13 protein-coding genes are annotated in these 19,480 nt (G+C 44.6%); 4 read left to right on the top strand and 9 right to left on the bottom strand.

Annotation, left to right across the window (positions count from 1 at the left end; all coding sequences use genetic code 11):
* Nucleotides 1-55 precede the first annotated feature (55 nt).
* The gene (locus tag MHH25_RS13860; protein WP_340020264.1) at nucleotides 56-2,473 is read left to right on the top strand and encodes a family 43 glycosylhydrolase; all 2,418 of its coding nucleotides are present in this window, start codon (nucleotides 56-58) and stop codon (nucleotides 2,471-2,473) included.
* A 202-nt stretch (nucleotides 2,474-2,675) separates the two neighbouring features.
* Here MHH25_RS13860 and MHH25_RS13855 read toward each other — a convergent pair whose 3' ends face one another.
* Complete coding sequence (locus MHH25_RS13855; RefSeq protein ID WP_036608360.1) at nucleotides 2,676-3,230, bottom strand: XRE family transcriptional regulator; 555 nt, start codon at nucleotides 3,228-3,230, stop codon at nucleotides 2,676-2,678.
* A 130-nt stretch (nucleotides 3,231-3,360) separates the two neighbouring features.
* Between MHH25_RS13855 and MHH25_RS13850 the strand changes: the two genes are divergently transcribed.
* On the top strand, nucleotides 3,361-3,942 hold the full coding sequence (locus tag MHH25_RS13850) for a LysE family transporter (RefSeq protein ID WP_340020263.1): 582 nt from the start codon (nucleotides 3,361-3,363) through the stop codon (nucleotides 3,940-3,942).
* A 54-nt stretch (nucleotides 3,943-3,996) separates the two neighbouring features.
* On the opposite strand, the gene MHH25_RS13845 is transcribed toward MHH25_RS13850, so the two are convergent.
* Nucleotides 3,997-4,974 carry an MBL fold metallo-hydrolase gene (locus tag MHH25_RS13845; RefSeq protein WP_340020262.1) on the bottom strand — a complete coding sequence of 326 codons (978 nt, stop codon included), beginning with the start codon at nucleotides 4,972-4,974 and terminating at the stop codon, nucleotides 3,997-3,999.
* 427 nt (nucleotides 4,975-5,401) lie between these two features.
* On the opposite strand from MHH25_RS13845, the gene MHH25_RS13840 reads away from it, so the two are divergent.
* Nucleotides 5,402-6,379: an alpha/beta hydrolase gene (locus MHH25_RS13840; RefSeq protein WP_340020260.1), complete on the top strand. Its 978-nt coding sequence runs from the start codon at nucleotides 5,402-5,404 to the stop codon at nucleotides 6,377-6,379.
* 87 nt (nucleotides 6,380-6,466) lie between these two features.
* Here the strand turns inward: MHH25_RS13840 and MHH25_RS13835 are convergent, their stop codons facing one another.
* The 5 genes from MHH25_RS13835 to MHH25_RS13815 form a co-directional block, all read right to left on the bottom strand.
* Nucleotides 6,467-7,114 carry a hypothetical protein gene (locus MHH25_RS13835; protein ID WP_339199359.1) on the bottom strand — a complete coding sequence of 216 codons (648 nt, stop codon included), beginning with the start codon at nucleotides 7,112-7,114 and terminating at the stop codon, nucleotides 6,467-6,469.
* Nucleotides 7,115-7,424: 310 nt separating this feature from the next.
* Nucleotides 7,425-8,906, bottom strand: coding sequence for a DHA2 family efflux MFS transporter permease subunit (locus MHH25_RS13830; protein ID WP_076318170.1), 1,482 nt, complete (start codon nucleotides 8,904-8,906; stop codon nucleotides 7,425-7,427).
* A 68-nt stretch (nucleotides 8,907-8,974) separates the two neighbouring features.
* Complete coding sequence (locus MHH25_RS13825) at nucleotides 8,975-9,562, bottom strand: TetR/AcrR family transcriptional regulator (protein ID WP_047842796.1); 588 nt, start codon at nucleotides 9,560-9,562, stop codon at nucleotides 8,975-8,977.
* Between the two features lie 261 nt (nucleotides 9,563-9,823).
* The gene (locus MHH25_RS13820) at nucleotides 9,824-13,078 is read right to left on the bottom strand and encodes a cytochrome P450 (protein WP_340020259.1); all 3,255 of its coding nucleotides are present in this window, start codon (nucleotides 13,076-13,078) and stop codon (nucleotides 9,824-9,826) included.
* Nucleotides 13,079-13,377: 299 nt separating this feature from the next.
* Entirely contained in the window at nucleotides 13,378-14,298 is a 921-nt protein-coding gene (locus MHH25_RS13815; protein WP_340020502.1) for an NAD(P)/FAD-dependent oxidoreductase, read from the bottom strand.
* Nucleotides 14,299-14,761: 463 nt separating this feature from the next.
* On the opposite strand from MHH25_RS13815, the gene cyoE reads away from it, so the two are divergent.
* Entirely contained in the window at nucleotides 14,762-15,691 is a 930-nt protein-coding gene (gene cyoE / locus MHH25_RS13810) for a heme o synthase (protein ID WP_036608378.1), read from the top strand.
* Between the two features lie 115 nt (nucleotides 15,692-15,806).
* On the opposite strand, the gene MHH25_RS13805 is transcribed toward cyoE, so the two are convergent.
* On the bottom strand, nucleotides 15,807-17,576 hold the full coding sequence (locus tag MHH25_RS13805) for an ABC transporter ATP-binding protein (protein ID WP_282321579.1): 1,770 nt from the start codon (nucleotides 17,574-17,576) through the stop codon (nucleotides 15,807-15,809).
* Nucleotides 17,573-19,318: an ABC transporter ATP-binding protein gene (locus MHH25_RS13800; RefSeq protein WP_339187679.1), complete on the bottom strand. Its 1,746-nt coding sequence runs from the start codon at nucleotides 19,316-19,318 to the stop codon at nucleotides 17,573-17,575. Before MHH25_RS13800 ends, MHH25_RS13805 begins: the two co-directional genes overlap by 4 nt.
* Between the last annotated feature and the right edge of the window lie 162 nt (nucleotides 19,319-19,480).

Below are 19,480 nucleotides of genomic sequence, written 5' to 3'. Positions count from 1 at the left end.
GTGTTGCCAAGTATCGGTTGATTTTTCATTCCGGGAAATAGGAAAGGGGAAACGTATGAAACGTTATTGGGTTCGCGTACTTAAAATTTCTGTACTAAGCACCACTTTACTTACTGCAACAACTTTGGCACCGGTCTCGGTGTTCGCAAATGGTTCAGGGGAAACCGTGGGTAACTCGCAGAGTTCCACCACACCTATCGCTAATCCTGCTCCAACATTTAAAAATGTTTCCGTTCATGACCCTTCTGTCATTAAGGTGGATGATACGTTTTATATTTTTGGTTCACATCTGCAAGTGGCTAAGTCCAAAGACTTTCTGAACTGGGATCTGGTCGCCTCCGGCGTTACAGATAACAACCCTGTTGTCCCCAATGTAACCAAGGAATTCGCTGAAGCGTTGGAGTGGGCGCAGACGGATACGTTATGGGCAGCAGATGTCATTCAATTGGCGGATGGCAAGTTTTATATGTACTACAATGCTTGTAAAGGGGACTCTCCGCGATCAGCGCTCGGCATTGCTGTCGCAGACAATATCGAAGGCCCTTATAAGGATCAAGGCATTCTGTTGAAATCCGGCATGTGGGATCAGATCAGTGAGGATGGTACCATTTACGATGCAACGATTCATCCCAATGTGGTCGATCCGGATGTCTTTTATGATAAAAACGGCAAGTTATGGATGGTGTATGGCTCGTATTCAGGAGGGATTTTCATTCTGGAGATGGATGCAACGACAGGTAAACCACTGCCAAATCAAGGTTATGGCAAAAAGCTGACCGGAGGCAATCATAGTCGTATTGAAGCCCCTTATATGCTCTACAGTCCCGAAACTGATTATTATTATCTGTACCTGTCTTACGGTGGGCTAGGTGCTGATGGAGGATACAACATTCGCGTTGCTCGCTCCCAAACACCGGATGGACCTTTCCTCGATGCGGAAGGAAACGATATGATCAACGTTAAGGCGGACAAGGATAAACCATTGTTTGATGATCGTTCTATTGAGCCTTTTGGAGTCAAATTGATGGGGAACTTCCTGTTCGAGAGACAGATCGGTGATCCGGGCACAGGCCTAGGTAGCGGCTATGTATCGCCAGGGCATAACTCTGCTTATGTTGATCCGGAGACTGGCAAACAATTTCTCATCTTCCATACCCGCTTTCCAGGGCGTGGCGAAGAGCATGAAGTTCGCGTACATGAGATGCATATGAATGCAGATGGTTGGCCCGTTGTTTCTCCATATCGCTATGCGGCTTTGGGAGAAGATACCACGCAACTGACAACTCAGGAGATCGCCGGTCAGTACCAATGGGTGAATCATGGTAAGGACATCACGGCGGACATCAAGCCATCCCAGACCGTTCAGTTCACGGCAGATGGGCAGATTCATGGTGCCGTGACAGGAACATGGAGTCTTGGTGCAGACAACAAGGTTCAGATCACATCGAATAACGTTGTGTACAAAGGCGTTTTCACACATGAATGGAATTCGGAATCTCAAAGTACGGTTCTGACCTTTAGCGCCCTCTCCTCCACCGGGATAGCCATCTGGGGAAGTCAAAGTGTTGAACGGAGTGATCAGGACATTGTAGATGCGGTGCAAAAGGACCTGAGCATTAGCAATACGGATCACGTGTTCTTCAATCTGTCTCTGCCTACCAAGGGAACAAGTGATGCAGAGATTACGTGGAAAAGCTCCAATGCTTCGGTTCTATCCACTACAGGTGTAGTACAGCGACCTCGCGCCGGTAAGGGCGATGCCAAAGTGAAATTAACCGCAACGATTCGTAAAGGAACTGCGGTAAGCTCCAAAACGTTTAACGTTATCATTCCACAGCAAGCGGTAAGCCCATTGCTCGGGGAGTATACTTTTGAACACAAGAAAATTGGCAAAGTCGCACAGGATTACAGCAAAAACGAATATCACGGACAAGCCTTTAACGTGGTCAGTTCTGCTGCTAGTGGCAAAAATCAGGCTGCTACATTCAATGGGACAGACAGTTACATTCAGTTACCTGGACTCATTACAGATACAACGGATTTCACGTTTAGCGCCTGGGTCAATTGGGATGGCGGCGGGTCCTGGCAGCGTATTTTCGACTTTGGAAATGGTTTAACGAGGCATATGTTCCTCACGCCCTCCCAGCATAATGGAGCATTACAATTCACCATTCATAATGAGGGACGGGATCAGAGCCTGATTGCAGCAAATCCACTGCCTTCCAAAGAGTGGGTTCATGTCGCTGTAACCCTTCAGGGTGATGTGGGTACTCTGTATGTGAATGGTACATCGGTTGCAAGCAGCTCTGAGATTACTTTTAACCCGAAAGATCTGCAGGTAACGGAAGCTTATGTAGGCAAGAGTCGTTATGCGTCTGATCCGTTCTACAAAGGCAGTCTGGATAACGTAAGAGTGTATGATAAAGCATTAACAGCCAAGGAAATACAGCGTCAGGCCAAAGAAAAACCATAAGTTAGAGTCCCCTTCGCTAGAGGTTGGGGGCTCCATAGTGCACACATCAATAAAGCAGCCAATGTTTTGAACTGAACCCTTTGTGAGACACGACTAACGAGGGAGTTGCAGTTCATTACATCAGGTTGCTTTATTGTCATTCCTTTCATGTATGCATTTATTCGTTCATCGTTCGTTACATTCACAGATGGATCTTTGCATCTCACTTCGAATAATGAATGACCATGTTGAATTTGTTCGTCTTAGCACCGGAGTTAACGTAGGCGTGAGGCTTGTCCGCTCCAAAACGGATCGACTCCCCTGAACTCACCGTATAATCTTCCGCCCCTACTCTAATCGTAACTTCACCTTCAAAGACCGTAATAAACTCTTCCGTACCTTCGATATGCGGTTCAGCTTTCAACTCAGACTTGGGGTCCATCTCCATCATATATATTTCAAAGCGGCGTCCTTCTTCGAAAGGGAAATGCGGATAAATCCGAACCCTTCCCTCATCCTCCATCAATACTTGAATATCATCCCCCGTTACAACGGTTGTATCTGACTTCGGCTCGTGAATCAAAGCAGTAAAGGAAGTTTTCAGGCCATTAGCAATCTTCCATACGGTTGCAATGGATGGATTGGATTCACCACGTTCAATCTGACCAAGCATGGTCTTGCTAATACCAGACATTTCGGCGACCTTGTCCAGACTGAGTTTTCTTTGTTCCCTAAGCTGTTTCAGGTTCTGAGCAAGAATACTATTAATGTTTTTCAAAAATCCATCCTCCTCATTTCATAATTTTGTTGTGCTATATAACGTACATGTTGTACAATGATAAAGACCGTACGCTATAACGTACATTTGAGGTCATTATATCACACAACTAAGAAGACGTGGAGGAACCATGAACATTATACCTTTAGTGACCTATGCAATCATCGCTTCATTTACACCCGGACCCAACAACATCATTTCCATGACGCATGCCAGAAATCAGGGGTTCCGCAAGACCCTTCCGTTTATTAGTGGAGTTGCAGCCGGCTGCCTGCTAATTATGTTTCTGTCAAGTTATTTCAATCTTATTCTTCATCAATATATTCCCAGGATCGCACCCGTATTGAACGTGTTAGGGTGTGTGTACATGCTCTATCTGGCGATCAAAATCATGCGAAGTAAACCTGCAGATGCGCAAGAAAACAAGGTCAATCATTATTCATTTCTATTTGGGTTCACCCTGCAATTCATCAATCCCAAAGTCATTCTGTATGGACTTACTGCCATATCCGTTTTTGTTCTGCCTCTTGGGCAGTCCCATGTACAATTAATTGTATTTTCCTTGCTGCTCACCTTCATTGGTATTAGTGCCAATATGACCTGGGCGTTTGGTGGCATGTTATTCCAGAGCTTTTTATTAAGATACGAGCGTCCTGTTAATATCGTCATGGGTGTGTTGTTAATTTACAGTGCATTATCAATCCTGATGTAAAATGCAATAGAAAAAGCGTCCACTCATTTGATGAGCTGAACGCTTTTATTTTATTTATCCTAATTCCGGTCTCCACCATGGATGTGTAGGGTATTCCTCCGTATGAAGCACAACCTTCTCGCCGATTTTGGGAGTTGCAATCTTAACTTTCAAAGCATGTGCAGCCTTCGTGATTCGTTCAACCGGTTCATTCCAGGCATGATAGGCCAGCGTAAATGCGGCCCAATGAATCGGGATAAGCAACTTCCCCTTTACATCCAAATGCGCTTGCACCGTCTCTTCCGGCATCATGTGAATGTTGGACCACCGCTCGTCATATTGCCCACATTCCATCAAGGTGAGGTCAAATGGACCGTATTTACTGCCAATTTCCTTGAAATGAGGACCGTATCCACTGTCACCACTAAAGAACACCTTTGTATGTTGTCCAGCGATAACCCACGAACACCATAAGGTAGAATTACGGTCGAATAATCCTCTGCCCGAGAAATGTCTTGCTGGCGTACAAGCCAATGTTAAACCTTTGAACGATAACTCATCCCACCAGTTATGCTCGGTAATCTGTTCCGAAGGCACACCCAGTTGAATCAGCCGACGACGGACGCCAAGCGGTACGATAAATCGCTTTGTTTTATCCTTCAATCTGCGGATGGAGTTATAATCCAGATGATCATAATGGTCATGCGATATAATGATTGCATCCAGCGTTGGGAAATCCTCCGGTTGAATCGGTAGATTGGTGCTGTAACGTTTGGTGCCCACCCAGGATACGGGGGATGGACGATTGCCCAGCATCGGATCAAAGAGTAATCTGTGCCCTTCAATTTCGAGTAAAAAAGCCGAATGTCCGAACCATGTAACCTGCGGATTATCGGATGCATTCAAGGTTTCAGCAGGTTCACATATCTCCATGGGCATCGTGCCAGATGGCCTCCGCTCTACATTGCCACGCATGGAATCTCTCAATATACTGATTAGGGATTTGAAGTTCATGCCTGCCGATGTCGGAAGCTGATTTTCGTATTTTGTCATTATACATACCTTCTGTTCTATATAATCAATCTATGGTTCAACATTTGATTAAGATATATTCAACTATATCAGTTGAACTACACATTAACACTAGAACGTAGAGGACAGAAATAACCTGAAGAAGCGGAGCGTTCGCCTTTATCACCAGATTTTCACCTTTATAAAAGTGAATCAAAAAAATCTGGGGATAACAGCGATCGGAAGGTTATTCTGTCATCGGAGTGAGCAGTGTAAATATTCTTTAGTTCAACTTATATCGTAGCTATATATTAATTCATTGGCCGTTGATATACAATTTTCACTAGAACACGCCCATTCCCCATGATCGGAAATAAATTCAATTAAGATAGAATTAAGACTCTGTTTTCTCTCCTATAAGATTGGGCATATATGATAGAGAAAATACATGGAGAGTATGTGAGAGAACATGAAGAAATGGCGCAAAAGATTAGTTAAGTTTTTGATATTTGACCTCGCGGTAATTCTGTTGCTTCTGGGTACTGGCGTGATCTACCAACAAGTGGGTTTAAGGCAGGATGCCAAAACACTCGTCCCCCCTGGTAAGCTGTATGAAGTCCATGGAGACAATATGCATCTATATACTGGTGGAGAAGGCGATGTAACAGTCGTACTCGCCTCTGGCTGGGGGACCGCTAATCCCTATGTAGATTATTATCCATTATATGAAAAGCTTGCTCCCAACACAAAATTCGCTGTATATGACCGATTTGGCTATGGATATAGCGATCAGACCGATAAAAAACGTGATGTCGATACCGTAGCTGAAGAATTACATGAGTTGTTGCAGGTATCTGGACAGAAGCCACCTTATGTATTAGTTGGACATTCACTCGGCTCGCTGGAAACCATTCGTTTCGCACAAAAATACCCGGATCTCGTCAAGGGTATCGTCATGATTGATGGCGGAAGCCCCGAATATTATTCGAATGACGATGACTCTTTGGCAGACACAATTGGTGGTTTTGCGAATAAATTCCGTATCCAAACCGGACTATTCCGCCTCTCCATGCAATCTGATATGGTTGTCGAAACTTCTAATGCCAATCGTAATGAACTGAAACTTGTACCCGATGATCTGAAAAAATTGGATACAACTGCGCTGTTGCACAACTATGGTAATGTGAACACGTTGGATGAATTACGTGAGATAGCTGCCAATGCCAAAGTGGTTGTAAATCACAAGCAAACCTTACCGTTTCCACTCACCATACTGACGGCTGATTACCTTGGTGCAAGTGAACCCGAATGGGATAAATCCCAAGTAGAGTTCAAATCCTGGTCAGATGATTCTAAACAGGTAACCATTAAAGATACCGATCATTACATCCATCAATATCGCCCTGATATTGTTGCGGATGAGATATTGGCCCTGGTAAAGAAGTAACGTACACTCTGCAAAAGTAAGACTATGTTATATCATAAAAGAAACCCCAAAGATTCTCTAATATCTTTGGGGTTTCTTTTATGTGATTTATTGTGCTATCGCCAGTCTTGGCCGTTGGGACCTGAAATCGCTGAAAGCTTGTTCGATCTCTAATGAAGTCAACTGGTGACGATAAAAGTACTGTTTCATCGCCTCCATTTCGGTTCGATCGCCATTGTAGATGTTATCAATTCTTCGAATGACCTGGTTATATAAGTTCTCACGTCTGGAGTTTACAGGCTCACACAACCAAAAGTTCGTTCTTTTCACATCACCTGTCTTGGTCCAGAGCAAATTCTCATATCGGATGACATCCCAGTCCCAATATCCAGCATGAATCTGCTGAAGTTCCGTCGTAAACATATCGTATATCAAGTTGGGAGGAATGTGTCCATAGGTTACACGGTACTCTTTCAGTTTTAATGCTTCAATCCACTCTGTCAGGGTGTACTCCCCTGGTGAATACGCATACAATTTAGGTGCATAAGAATTACTCTGCAATGCCCTAAGTGCCTCACTTTCCATCTCCCCATCCAATCTTGCCCGTGAAGCATATACCTTGAGACAATAGTCTTGCAATCTATATACAACCGAGCTATTACTAATAAGCGATGCCTGTAGAGTGAGATGGCCGTTTTTTTCGTAGTGCAACAGCATCTGTTCAATGTTATTACCAATGGGATTGATGATGATCATAATGAAGTCTCCTTGATTAAAAATAAAATATAAACCGTTTTCGAATTGGTTAAAAATTGTACTATTACATTCTATATTACCCTTTTATATTAGTATGAACATATACAATTTTGCCGGAACATGAAGTATTTGCTCTGAAATTCATTCTTTGAACCACCGTATTCCGGCTACATTTTTACTCTAAAGGCTGTAACCCGTTTCACGTCAACATCAAAAAAGATAGAATAAATACGCAAAAAGGCGATGCGTCCCTAAAGTTAAGGATACATCGCTCTTATACAATATCTAATTATTATTGTTAGTTAATGGATTAATGCATAGGACCTTGTTGTCCTGGTGTTGATCCTACTTTGACCCGTTTCACGAAGAGTGAAGTAATCAGACCGATAATCGACAGAACTAATGCGAATACAAACGCATTCTGTACACCTGACGTGAAACCTGCCAGTTGATTTTCTGGACTTTCCGGGTTCGCCACTCCGCTCAAAAAGCGGGATTGTCCTGCGCTCAGTATACTTACCGCAACAGCCGTACCGATCGCTCCGGATACCTGTTGCAACGTATTCATGATGGCAGTACCGTGAGGATAATACTCACGTGGCAATTGGTTCAGACCATTCGTCTGTGCAGGCATCATAATCATCGAGATTCCGACCATCATGAACACATGCAGCGTAATAATTTTGGCCAGTGTTGTTGTAGGTGTAATTCCAGTGTACATGAAGAGTACAACCGTTACGACAGCCAGACCAATAATCACAAGCCACTTCGGACCAAACTTGTCAAACAGTCGGCCCATGACCGGAGACAGTAAACCATTCAGCAGACTACCCGGCAATAGAACCAGTCCGGCAGTTAACGCTGTAACGGCCATACCTTGTTGCAGATACATTGGCAGGATCAGCATGGATGACAGCATCATCATCATACAGATGAATATCAGGATCAAGCCAATCGTAAACATCGGATATTTGAACGCTCGCAAATCCATCATTGGCTGTTTCATTCTCAACTGACGGATACTGAATAACAGCAAGGACAACACACCAATAACGAGAGTGGCAACAACGACCGGACTCGTCCAGCCTCCACCAGTTTCTCCATGTCCCCCTGCACTACTGAAGCCGTATACGATACCACCAAAACCAAGGGTAGAAAGGATAATGGACAGTACGTCAATTTTGGGCTTGGTCAATTTCGAAATATTCGGCAAGAACAACAAGCCGCATACCAGTGAGATCAGGAAGAACGGCAAGGAGATCCAGAAAATCCAATGCCAACTCAGATTAGCCAGAATCAGACCGGAGATACTCGGACCGCTTGCTGGTGCAAACATAATAACCAAACCAATCAATCCCATGGCAGCACCACGTTTTTCAATCGGGAAAATAACCAATATGGTGTTAAACATCAGTGGCAACAATAGCGCTGTACCTATCGCCTGCAGTACCCGTGCCACCAACAGAATTTCGAAGCTAGGTGCAAGTGCAGCAACAAATGTTCCTGCAATCGAGAAAATCAAAGATGTTGTAAACAACTGTCTTGTGGTAAACCACTGCAACAGCATACCGGATACCGGTACCAGGATTCCCAACACAAGCAAGTAACCTGTAGTTAACCATTGAATCGTTGTAGGACCTACTTCCAGTAGAGCCATAAGTGGCGTCAATGCCACGTTTAATGCCGTTTCTCCAAACAGACCAATAAAGCCGCTCAGCAGCATCGCGAACAAAATCGGAAATACCTTGTATTGCTTTGTTTCTTGTTGATTCTGTGCAGAATCAGCCTTCATGGAAACCTCCACGATCCCATCCTCCTCAAACGTATCGAACTTTCTTTTTCTCTGTCTCTTGGTATAAATTATTGAATCTGTTTGGCGTTCTTCGTCACAACCGACAAATACTCAGCAGCCGTCAGCAGAGGCTGTTTATCCTGATTCGTCAGGCTGATAATCAGTGCTCCCTCCATCAAAGAAATGATCAGAAGTGCCGTCTCCCGCGCCTTCTCTTCACCAACGCCATCCAGAATCAGATGTTTCTTAATGACATCCTGCCAATCTGCAAATACACCCTGACATGCAATACGCAACTGCTGACTAATACACGATGTCTCCACAGCTGCCCAGAAGCTGAATGGCAGAAATCCGGTAAACCCGGCTGCTTCTGTTTCATGAGCCAAATCATGAATAAATCTCTGAATGGCATCCCCCGTATTGTCGTGGGCTGCAAATGTTTTCTCAAATGTCTGCAAGATATGTTCATTGGCTTTTTGAATACACTCGTGCGCGAGCTCTTCCTTGCCTTGCGGGAAATAATGATACAACGACCCTTTCGGCGTACTACTCTCTTTGATGATCTGATTCAGACCGGTCGCATGATATCCTTGTGAAAAAAACAGTCTCGCTGCTGTGCTGACAATAGACTCTCTAGCATTAGACTTTTCACTCAACGAAAGCCACTTCCTTCAAATAATTATAACAATCGGTCTATATAATTAAACTCGTTCAGATAAGGACTGTCAATCATTTTATTTCAAATTTTAATGCAAACGCTCACAGTTAAGGAGTGAGAAAATGAACCGAGCAACTGCTCATGGTCAGATCATCATAACAGCCGCTAATTTGGAGACAATGCTCCAGATTAAGCGGCTGTTTGTTAGCTTGAGTATATTAAGGACTGTATATTAGTAGATATTGGAGTCATCTCCGTCTTAATGTACCTCCTCATGCACAGCTTTAGGAGTTTCACCTGTTCGTTTATTACCTGCCCACACGTCTTGCACGTAGCGTCCTTCGGCCTGAAGCTGAATGAGCCAGTCCTTCGCTTGCTGCACCGTTGCTCCCTGCACCTTCTGATACGCTTGTTGCAAAGTCTCTTCTACCGCAGGAGCCATCTGGCTTCCATCCCCGCATACGTAGAGTTTCCCTTTGTTCATCAGCATGTGAATTAACTGTTCGGAATTCTCTTTCATTAGATGCTGTACATACGTTTTGGGCTTGCCATCCGCACGAGAAAAAGCAGTGTGTAGCTTAACGATCCCTTCTCGCTCGTATTGTTCAAGCTCTTGACGATATATGAAATCTGAATCATTCCTGCACCCAAAGAACAGATGCGCCTCACTCAGAGACAAACCTCTCTGTTTCATAACAGCTCTCGCCTGGAGGAAACCTCTGAATGGTGCAACACCCGTCCCCGGTCCCACCATGATCATTGGAACATCAACCTCTTCGGACAGATGAAATTCGGATTCAGGTGTACGTACAAACATCAGAATATCTTCTCCGGATGAACAACCAGCGAGGTACGATGAAGCAACTCCCAGATATTCGCCCTTACCACTCCATGCTGGCTCTCTTACTACCGATACGGTTATGCTCGCTTGCTCGGAATTCAGACTTGGCGAGCTGGATATTGAATAATATCTGGGCTTAAGCGGAGGTAATAATTCAAGGAACCTTTCGAATGGCAGTTCACACGCCTCATACTTTTCTAGCAGGTCCAGCATGGTGATACGATTGGCAAGAATATCATCCCTGTAGCTGTTTTCGTCCAACATGCCTTCCAGTTCACGCTTATGAGGTGGACATATCGTATGATTAGCTAACTCCTGCAACTGTGTTCTGGAGACTGGTGTCTGCAATTCCAAACAATAAGCGATCAACTCATGAATCTTGACGGGTCTGTTCAGTGGAAGGTGTGTAAGATGGCTGACGTCCGAAGTTAATTGGATCGAAGTATCCCCACGTAGTCCGAACCGACGGAGTATCCGATCCACATTCTGCTTCTGATTGTTAGGCAACACGCCGAGATGGTCGCCTTCTCTATAACTCATGCCTTCAGGCAGTAAAACTTCGATGTGACGCGTGCTTCTTCCACTTCCCAGCGCCTGAAGCTCTTTATTAACTACAACCGTGGCATAGCTGGCATCATAAGTTCGTGCAAGAGGCATATCCGTTTTCTCACGTACAAACTCCATTTGAAGTCTGCTGGCGCTTGGCTTGGAGGATTTGATTGCTTCCTCGCTAATCCCCAAGACACTCAACACCTGTGGCCACAACATCTGCTGCCACGCCTCGACTTGTTTCTCCATATCACCTCCGGCATCGACTTCTCCATGGGATAACAGTCTTTTACCTCCCAATTCTTCAAGCCTCTCATCTATTAATCGAGGAATGCTCTGGTACGTCCCGGACCAACTCCGATCTCCACAGCCCAGAACGGTATAATTTACATCCCTTGCTTCCTCTGACTCTGCTCCCTTTAACCAGTCTACAAATGCCGTAGCATTTTGCGGAGGTTTTCCGTTATACGAAGCAGTGACGATGAGAACGACACCTTGGCGGGGAATGCGGCCAACCCACTCATTCAGAGTGGCTGCTTCACTTGGGATTCCATAAGAATGGCCTTTCTCCGCAAGCTCTCGGGCAATGCCTTCTGCCGTTCCCAGATTGGAACCATATAACACCAGGAGCGATGGGTTACCGTCTGCTTCAACGGCCAACATTTCTCTCGTCTGGCTATCACTTGCTACATTTTTATGAACAACAGGAGCAGGTTTCTCTTTCGCAGATACCGTCGACTTATTCCTTGTTTGCGAAGCCACGCGGGCTTTCACCTGGATCCGGAAGTCTCCCGGCTTCAATGTCAGCGTCTGTTTAACATCCAACTCATAGTTGCTATAATCGATCAGTTCAAAATGTTTAAGGACCATGCCAAGCACAAGTGTTGCTTCATATAAAGCAAACTGCATCCCGATACACGCTCTCTCCCCATTACCAAAAGGTTTATACGCATGATGAGGCACTTTCGCCGTATCTTCAAATCGCTCTGGACGGAAAAGCTCTGCATCCTCTCCCCATGCCTCTCTGTCACGGTGTAGCTGGGGCAGGAGAATACTGCAACTTTCGCCTTTCTTCAAGGGGTATTTGCCACCTATGACGGTGTCTTCTTTCGCATATACGTCAAATCCCGGAGCGGTTGGCCAGAGACGTAACGATTCACTGAGAATCATGCGAATGTATGGAAGCTGAAGAATTTCCTCGTACTGCGGTGAGTCACTGACCAATATCTGATCCACCTCGTCATACGCCTTTTGAAGCGATTCCGGATTTTTCAGTAGAAAGTAAAGAGCAAAAGATAATAGACCACTCGTGGTTTCATGTCCGGCAATGAGAAATGTAATAATCTGATACCGGATGTTCTCATCATCCAGCATTTCGCCAGTCTCCGGATCTTTGCCATTCAACATACGTGCGAGCAAGTCGACCTCTTCGGGTGCTGAACTCGCTTTACGTTCCTCTATAATCTGATCTACCAGAGAGAACATCGTCTGAATATCCTCCTGGAACTGTCGTTTGGTTTTCACCATAAGCAGATTTTGAATTTTCAAACGTGAACTCTTCTGCATAGCTTCATTTAATGCCCTAACCATGCTTTCAATAAAAGGACTGTGGTCCTGTCTGTAAAAACTGTTAAACCGATAATTGAATCCACATAGTCCAATGGTATCCAACGTAAGGCGTGTCATATCATCCGCAACATCAATCGTATCGTTGGAATTGAGGCGTGCCCACTTATTGATCAACTGTTCGGCAATATCAACCATCATCGGATGATAACCTTTCATGGCCTGTTTGCTGAAGGTGGGAAGCAGAATGTTATGGGCCTTTTTCCAGTTGGGCTCCGATGTTCTGCTTGTAAATAAACCATCGCCTCCAAAGGCACGTACGTTTTCGAGTTCATTGTATACAAATTTGTCAAAACGGGACACATCGCACAACTCAGCGACAAGATCTGGCCCAGATACGATTAAACCGGAATAACCGGGAACGGTAAGTCGATATATTGGTCCATGCTGTTCAGCCAGAACGCCTAGCGACAGCGTGGGTTTATCTTTATCAATTAAGGGCAGATTGCCAAGTGGCCCATACATTTTGGGCTGTGGAATGTAAGTTGCATCACTCATGATGATCACCTCTTATCTCTACGCCGTGGAGCAAGGTATTCGTTAGCCATATGATGGCTGCTCTGCTTTCATTCATAAGTGATCTCTCCTTTGAAGATTATATAAATGATAGTAATATGTATCATTTGATAATACAATAAACCATAATTGAATTAATATCAAATTTTCTTCCGGCTGAATTACTTTCTATTGAACCGTTCAACGTTTAAATTGAATAACAACAAATAGAGGATTGCATATGCAATCCCCTACTGTATGAACCAATGACGCTATGATTTTATGACTCTTTTTAATGTATTCTAATGATGACTTGGCTCATCCCACTTCTCGAAATTCAATTCATTATTAATGCTCACCGCAGACAATGCCCCCAGAGACGCAGCCGTGATTGCCTGATACATCTCGGATGCTGCATCACCAGCACTGTATACACCCGCTACGGATGTTTTGCCGGAAGCATCAACGATAACCGTTCCTGACTCTGTAATTTCACAACCGATGGCCTTTGGCAGTTCTGATCCGGTAAACAGTTTCGGTTGGAAGAAAACTCCTGTGCATGGAATCGCTGTACCGTCATTTAGTACAACTTGCTGTACCATCCCTTCTTCAGAGTTAATGGATTGAATCGGTGCATTGAATACAGTAACATTATGCCGCTTCAGCTCTTCACGCTGCTCATCGGTTAAGGAATCTGATCCATTCGTACAGATCGTATAACGTTCTGTCCAGCCGGATATGACTTTTGCCATATGTAATGCCTTATCTCCACTAACGATGATGACCAGCGACTGGTCTCTTAACTCCCATCCATCACAATATGGACACACAAACGCACTTTTACCGTAAACTTCTGTTAATCCGTTAATATCCAAGGGAAGGTCTTTCTTGCCTACCGCAAACAAAATCTTTTTCGTGCGATAACTTGCCCCCTGAGTAGTCTTAACTACAAAATCACCATCGCTACCTGTTATCGCAGTTGCCGTATCGGATGCAAATTGAACTGAGGGATACGCTGCAATCTGATCTTTGGCAGCTTTCCGGAATTCACGTGGACTTGCCCCATCTCTTGTCACAAACCCATGAGTCTCCCTTGTAACCCAGTTACGCGGTGTCTCATCATCAATGACCACAACGTTCTTGCGGGCCCTGCCAAGTACTAGAGCTGCATTAAGCCCCGCTGGTCCTCCACCAATAATAAGTACATCCAAGAGTTGATTCATATTACTCATATTATTCACCCTTTCCAGACATTTAATATCTCTAATTAAGTTTTAAAAATAACCTCCGCTTTCTCTTAAGAAAGTAATATCGGAGATTTACAAGAACACATTTTAAACAAGACTATTAAAGATATCTTATATCTACAATAAACAAAACCTAACCATTTTGCAACATATATCTTTAACTACGTTCTTCAATCCAGCCTGTGTGAGTTGAATAAAAGATTATTTACACTTACACTACAATGACAGAACAAACTTTGGATCACTGTTATACTCGGATTTTTGATTTCTCTCCTGTAACACAGAAATAATTATTTAACAATTAAAAACAACCTTGTTTTTAAATTGTTCACAATCAAATGACATTATTTTAAATACTAAAACGTTAATTAAATCACATAGTGTATTGAATGGTATAATAGCGACATAATATACAAGTATAGATATAGGAAGTGAGTTCTTGAAAACATTGAACAATGGTTCACAGACCAATATCAGCCTGGAGTATAGCTCGATTCCGAAAGTATTCTTCGATACGATCAAAATCGGAATCATCAAGTCCAACCTGATCGCCATGTTTGCGGGTTTAAGTTTGGCTTTATATGTATTTGATGCTTCAATCTTAGCTAATATTGTACCAATCATCCTTTCCTTTATTGGATCTTCTCTCATTATTGGAGCTGCAGGGGTATTTAACAACTTGTATGATCGTGATATTGATGCGATCATGGAACGTACGAAGAAACGTCCTACCGTTACGGGACGCGTAGATACCAAGTCGGGTCTAATTCTCGGTATTGCAATCACGATCATCGGGGGCATCATGTTGTACATCGCTTCCCCATCCGCTGCTGTATTTGGTATTTTGGGTCTGTTGCTTTACGTGTTCCCTTACACGATGTGGACCAAACGTACAACGATCTACAACACGGAAGTGGGAAGTCTTTCGGGTGCTGTGCCTCCACTCATCGGTTGGGCAGCCATTTCACCGGAACTGGGTCATTTCGAGATCTGGGCATTGGTCGTTACGATGCTCTTATGGCAAATGCCTCACTTCTACGGGATTGCGATTCGTCGTTTTGACGAATACAAAGCTGCTGGTGTTCCCATGCTACCCGTTGTTAAAGGCATCAGACGGACATACATTCAGACAAACGTGTATCTGGTACTGTTACTGATCTCCAGCTTTTTATTCTGGCCGATGAGTCCATTTGTCGCTATTGTGGCATTTCTGGTTAGCTTGGCTTGGCTCATTCTCAGTGTGGCTACCTTTGACAAGAAAGAAACAGAGAAATGGTCCAAACGGATGTTTATCTTCTCCATTAACCATATCACTATTATCTTCCTGGTCATCATTGCGTATTCCTTGATTGCTCAGATGATGAGATAATAATATTCCATCTTTCCACTCGTTATAACGATAAAAAGCCTTACAGACTGTCCTCTTTTAAGGAGTCGTCTGTAAGGCTTTTTGTTTTTTTATTATCTTTTCTAAATTTTCAAAGCTATCCAACTTTGGCGGGGGTTTGTTCCCCTTGCCACAACAGCTGCATCTCTTCATTGGTGGCAAGCAATTCGGCCAAACTTCCCTCGGCTTCAATGCGTCCATCTTTCATCACGATAATGTGATCTGCTTTGGAAAGTGCTGCCCTGCGGTGAGAAACTGCGATGCAGGTGACATCCGGCTCTTGGAACAGCCCTTCCCATACTTGTTGTTCTGTCTCCACATCCAGTGCACTGGACAGGTCATCAAAGATAAACAGGTCCGCCTCTGTCATTAACATGCGTCCTGTGGCCGCGCGCTGAATCTGCCCGCCTGACAGCATCACCCCTCTTGGACCAACCGGGGTCTCAAGCCCCTGATCCAGATGTTTGATATCCTTCTCCATCACAGCCAGACGAATGGCTTTTTCTAGGGCTTGCTCGGTGTTACCCTGTTTGCCCTGGACGATATTTTCTTTCAACGTATCACTAAACAGTCTTGGCACTTGCGGGGTATATGCGGCTCTAGGCGGCATCAGGAACGTGGCTGGATCAACAGCCGCTCCATTCCAGTGAATGTCCCCTTTTTGCTTGGGTAACAGTCCAAGAAGTGTTCGTACCAGCGTTGATTTACCTGATCCAATCCGTCCCGTAATAACAAGAAATTGTCCACGTTTCAGACGGAAACTGATCTCTTCTATGCCATTTGCAGAATTCGGATATTGATAAGTCAGCTTATTCACCTCAAGAGATTGCAACTTCTCCTTAGGGTCCCTCTGTTCACTTACAAGCTCCGGCGGATCTTCATACAGATAGATTTCCCTCGAATCCATGATCTGGTCTTCTTCCCCTGGGCGGAATAGCTTACGCATACGATCATAGGATACCTTGAGCCTTTTGTGCTGAAACACCATATAACCAAACAGTGAAATGCTAAATCCGATATTGGCCAGATAACTGGTGAATAAGGCAAAATCACCTACGGTAAAGTTCCCTGCTTTCATCTCAGCTGCACACATCAGTAGAATCAATCCGGTACAGATACTTAGAACATGCTGATTCATTGATCTCATCCACTGCTTGAACAGATTGTCTCGAAGTGCAGCCTGGCGACGATCTTCATTCAACTGGTTAAAACGTGAAGAGACATTCTCTTCGGCCTGACCCAGTTTCAGGGCTTGCACTGCTCCAAACGTTTCCGCAATAAAACTGGTAATTCGCCCAGTCGATTCACGATTAACCTGTGCATACTTCCGAGCCCGATTTCCGGACAGATTGTTAAGTAAGGTCACAACCACCAATGGTAACACGGCAACCAATGTGATCTGCCAATTAATGTTTGCCATAATGACGATAGACACAACAGCAAATACAAGTCGTCCCCAGAAGTCCACCCATGATTCTACATACTCGACGACTTCATCGACATCATCCCGAAAGCGACTCATCGCCTCTCCTGGTGAAGCCGGAAGATTACGCCCAGGCCAGCGCATGATTGCTGCGAGCATGTTGGTTCGCAAAATCGCCTGAACATGATACAGATACGTAACCCATGCATAGAAGGCTACAAAAAATGTGCCCACCCGTGCCATTCGGACCAAAGCAATAAAGATAAGCGGCACAGCAAGCCACATGTAGTCATTAGAACCCGCTGTTGTGCGATCAAAAAACCACTGCATCCCAATACCAATAGCTAACGGCAAGGAATGAAATATACACCATAACAATCCGTTGATTATAAACAACAAAGGCCTGAATCGAAACAAACGGCCTATAAATCCTGCTACAGTCATGCCAATTCCTCCTCTCGGCCTGTAATGAGCAGTCTGGCATAGTGAGATGCCGGGTTACTGGCAAGTTCTTCTCTCGCTCCAAACTCCAGTACCTTCCCATCACCTAGCACCATAATCCGGTCCACTTTCTCCAGTGTAGCCAGTCGGTGAGCAATGATGACTCCGGTGGATCGTTTCATTAACTGATCAATTGCAGATTGCAGCATACCTTCGGTCGCGGCATCCAGACGTGACGACGGCTCATCCAGAATAACCAGACTCGGTTCGGTCAGGAATACGCGGGTTAGGGCAAATAACTGCGCTTCCCCTGCCGACAATGAAGCTCCACCTGCAGCCAGATACGTATTAAGTCCTTCTGGTTGTGAATTAATCCATTGGCTAAGTCCAAGGCGATCCGTCGTCTCCTTGATCATCTGATCCGATACATCCCCATTGAACAGGGTCAGATTGTCACGCAGCGTGCCATCAAACAGCTGTACATCCTGTGTCACCATACCCACCCGGCGATAGAGTGCTTGTAACGAAAGCTTTGTGATATCCGTTCCACCTACACGAATCGTACCCCGATCCAGATTATACAGCCGGAGAAGAACACGACTAAGACTCGATTTGCCGCTCCCTGTGCGACCGATGATTCCCAGACGTTCACCAGGCTTAATAGCAAAAGTAATGTCGTGCAATACCGGTTTATCCTGGTTATAACTGAAGTGCACCTGGCTGAATTCCAGACCAAGAGGTCCTTCCGGCAATTGCTCCTCTGTGCCTTCTTCAATCACACTTTGCATGGACAACAGCTCTCTGGAGCGCAGCATGCCTGATTTTGCTTTTTGGAACTCCTGCACCTGATCTCCGAGCATCTCAATCGGATCATTCAGCATCTGCGTATATTGGTAGATCAGAAATAATGTTCCGATACTAATTAGACCTTCCATATAATAATGCACACCCAGCAAAAGCACCGCAGTGACCGCCAGAGCGAACAGGACTACTGTGGTATTCCACGGAATAACCCGTAGCAGCCAGGCTTTTCTCCCCTTACGGAATACCGTGCGCATCGTGCGGTAAAAGCGGTTCATCACATAGGGCACATGACCATTCGCTTGCACATCTTCAATCCCGGCAATGCGTTCTTCAATTAATCCGAACAGAGAGGCACTTGCTGCCCGTTCATTTTTGGAAGAGTCCACGCCCAGATTTCGGATGAAGACCATGAACAGGATCGATAATAATGTGAACACGGTCATGACCAAAGCAATGGGCACATTAACACTGAACATGAATCCGAGAATTCCGGCCAGCAGCACAAAACTCCCGATCACTTGCACAATGAACATTGCGAAAAAATTGGAGATACTCGTTACGTCACCATCCACACGTTCAATCATCTCTCCAGGTGTTTTCACATTATGAAAACGCATATCAAGACGCAGGCAGTGCTTCAGCAGATCTCCGCGCAGTTGATTCGTGGCCCGCCAGGCCACGTCGTTCCCCAAATAACTGACCGCTACCGTGATGAGTTGATTAAACACGGCAACAACCAAAAATATTCCTGCGAGCTGAACAAGATTGGTGAGGACTCCCCCACTTGCTGCTGTATCAATAAATCGTTTAATAATCTGTGGATTCAAAAGCTGAAGCCCCGTTGATGTGAGCAACATGATTAAAAGTAAGGCCAGCCGTCCTTTAACTGGTTTTAGATAACGCAGCAGCCATGACATGGAGATTTTCTCTGTTTTGGGCACAGGTCCCACCTCTTTATAGGTTTATTTAATTGTTCTTGGCTATTCATATTTGTTGATGATCTTAACGACAGCAAATTTGCGATCACTAGGATGAGTCATACATAATGACATTAAAATCGGGATTTCCCGCCCATAATTGATATGTAGAACGTAAGTTGACCA

The organism is Paenibacillus sp. FSL H3-0457 (genome assembly GCF_037981725.1).
Lineage (GTDB): Bacteria > Bacillota > Bacilli > Paenibacillales > Paenibacillaceae > Paenibacillus > Paenibacillus amylolyticus.
Note: the sequence above shows the minus strand (reverse complement) of the source record. Positions and strands in the feature narration are given on the sequence as shown.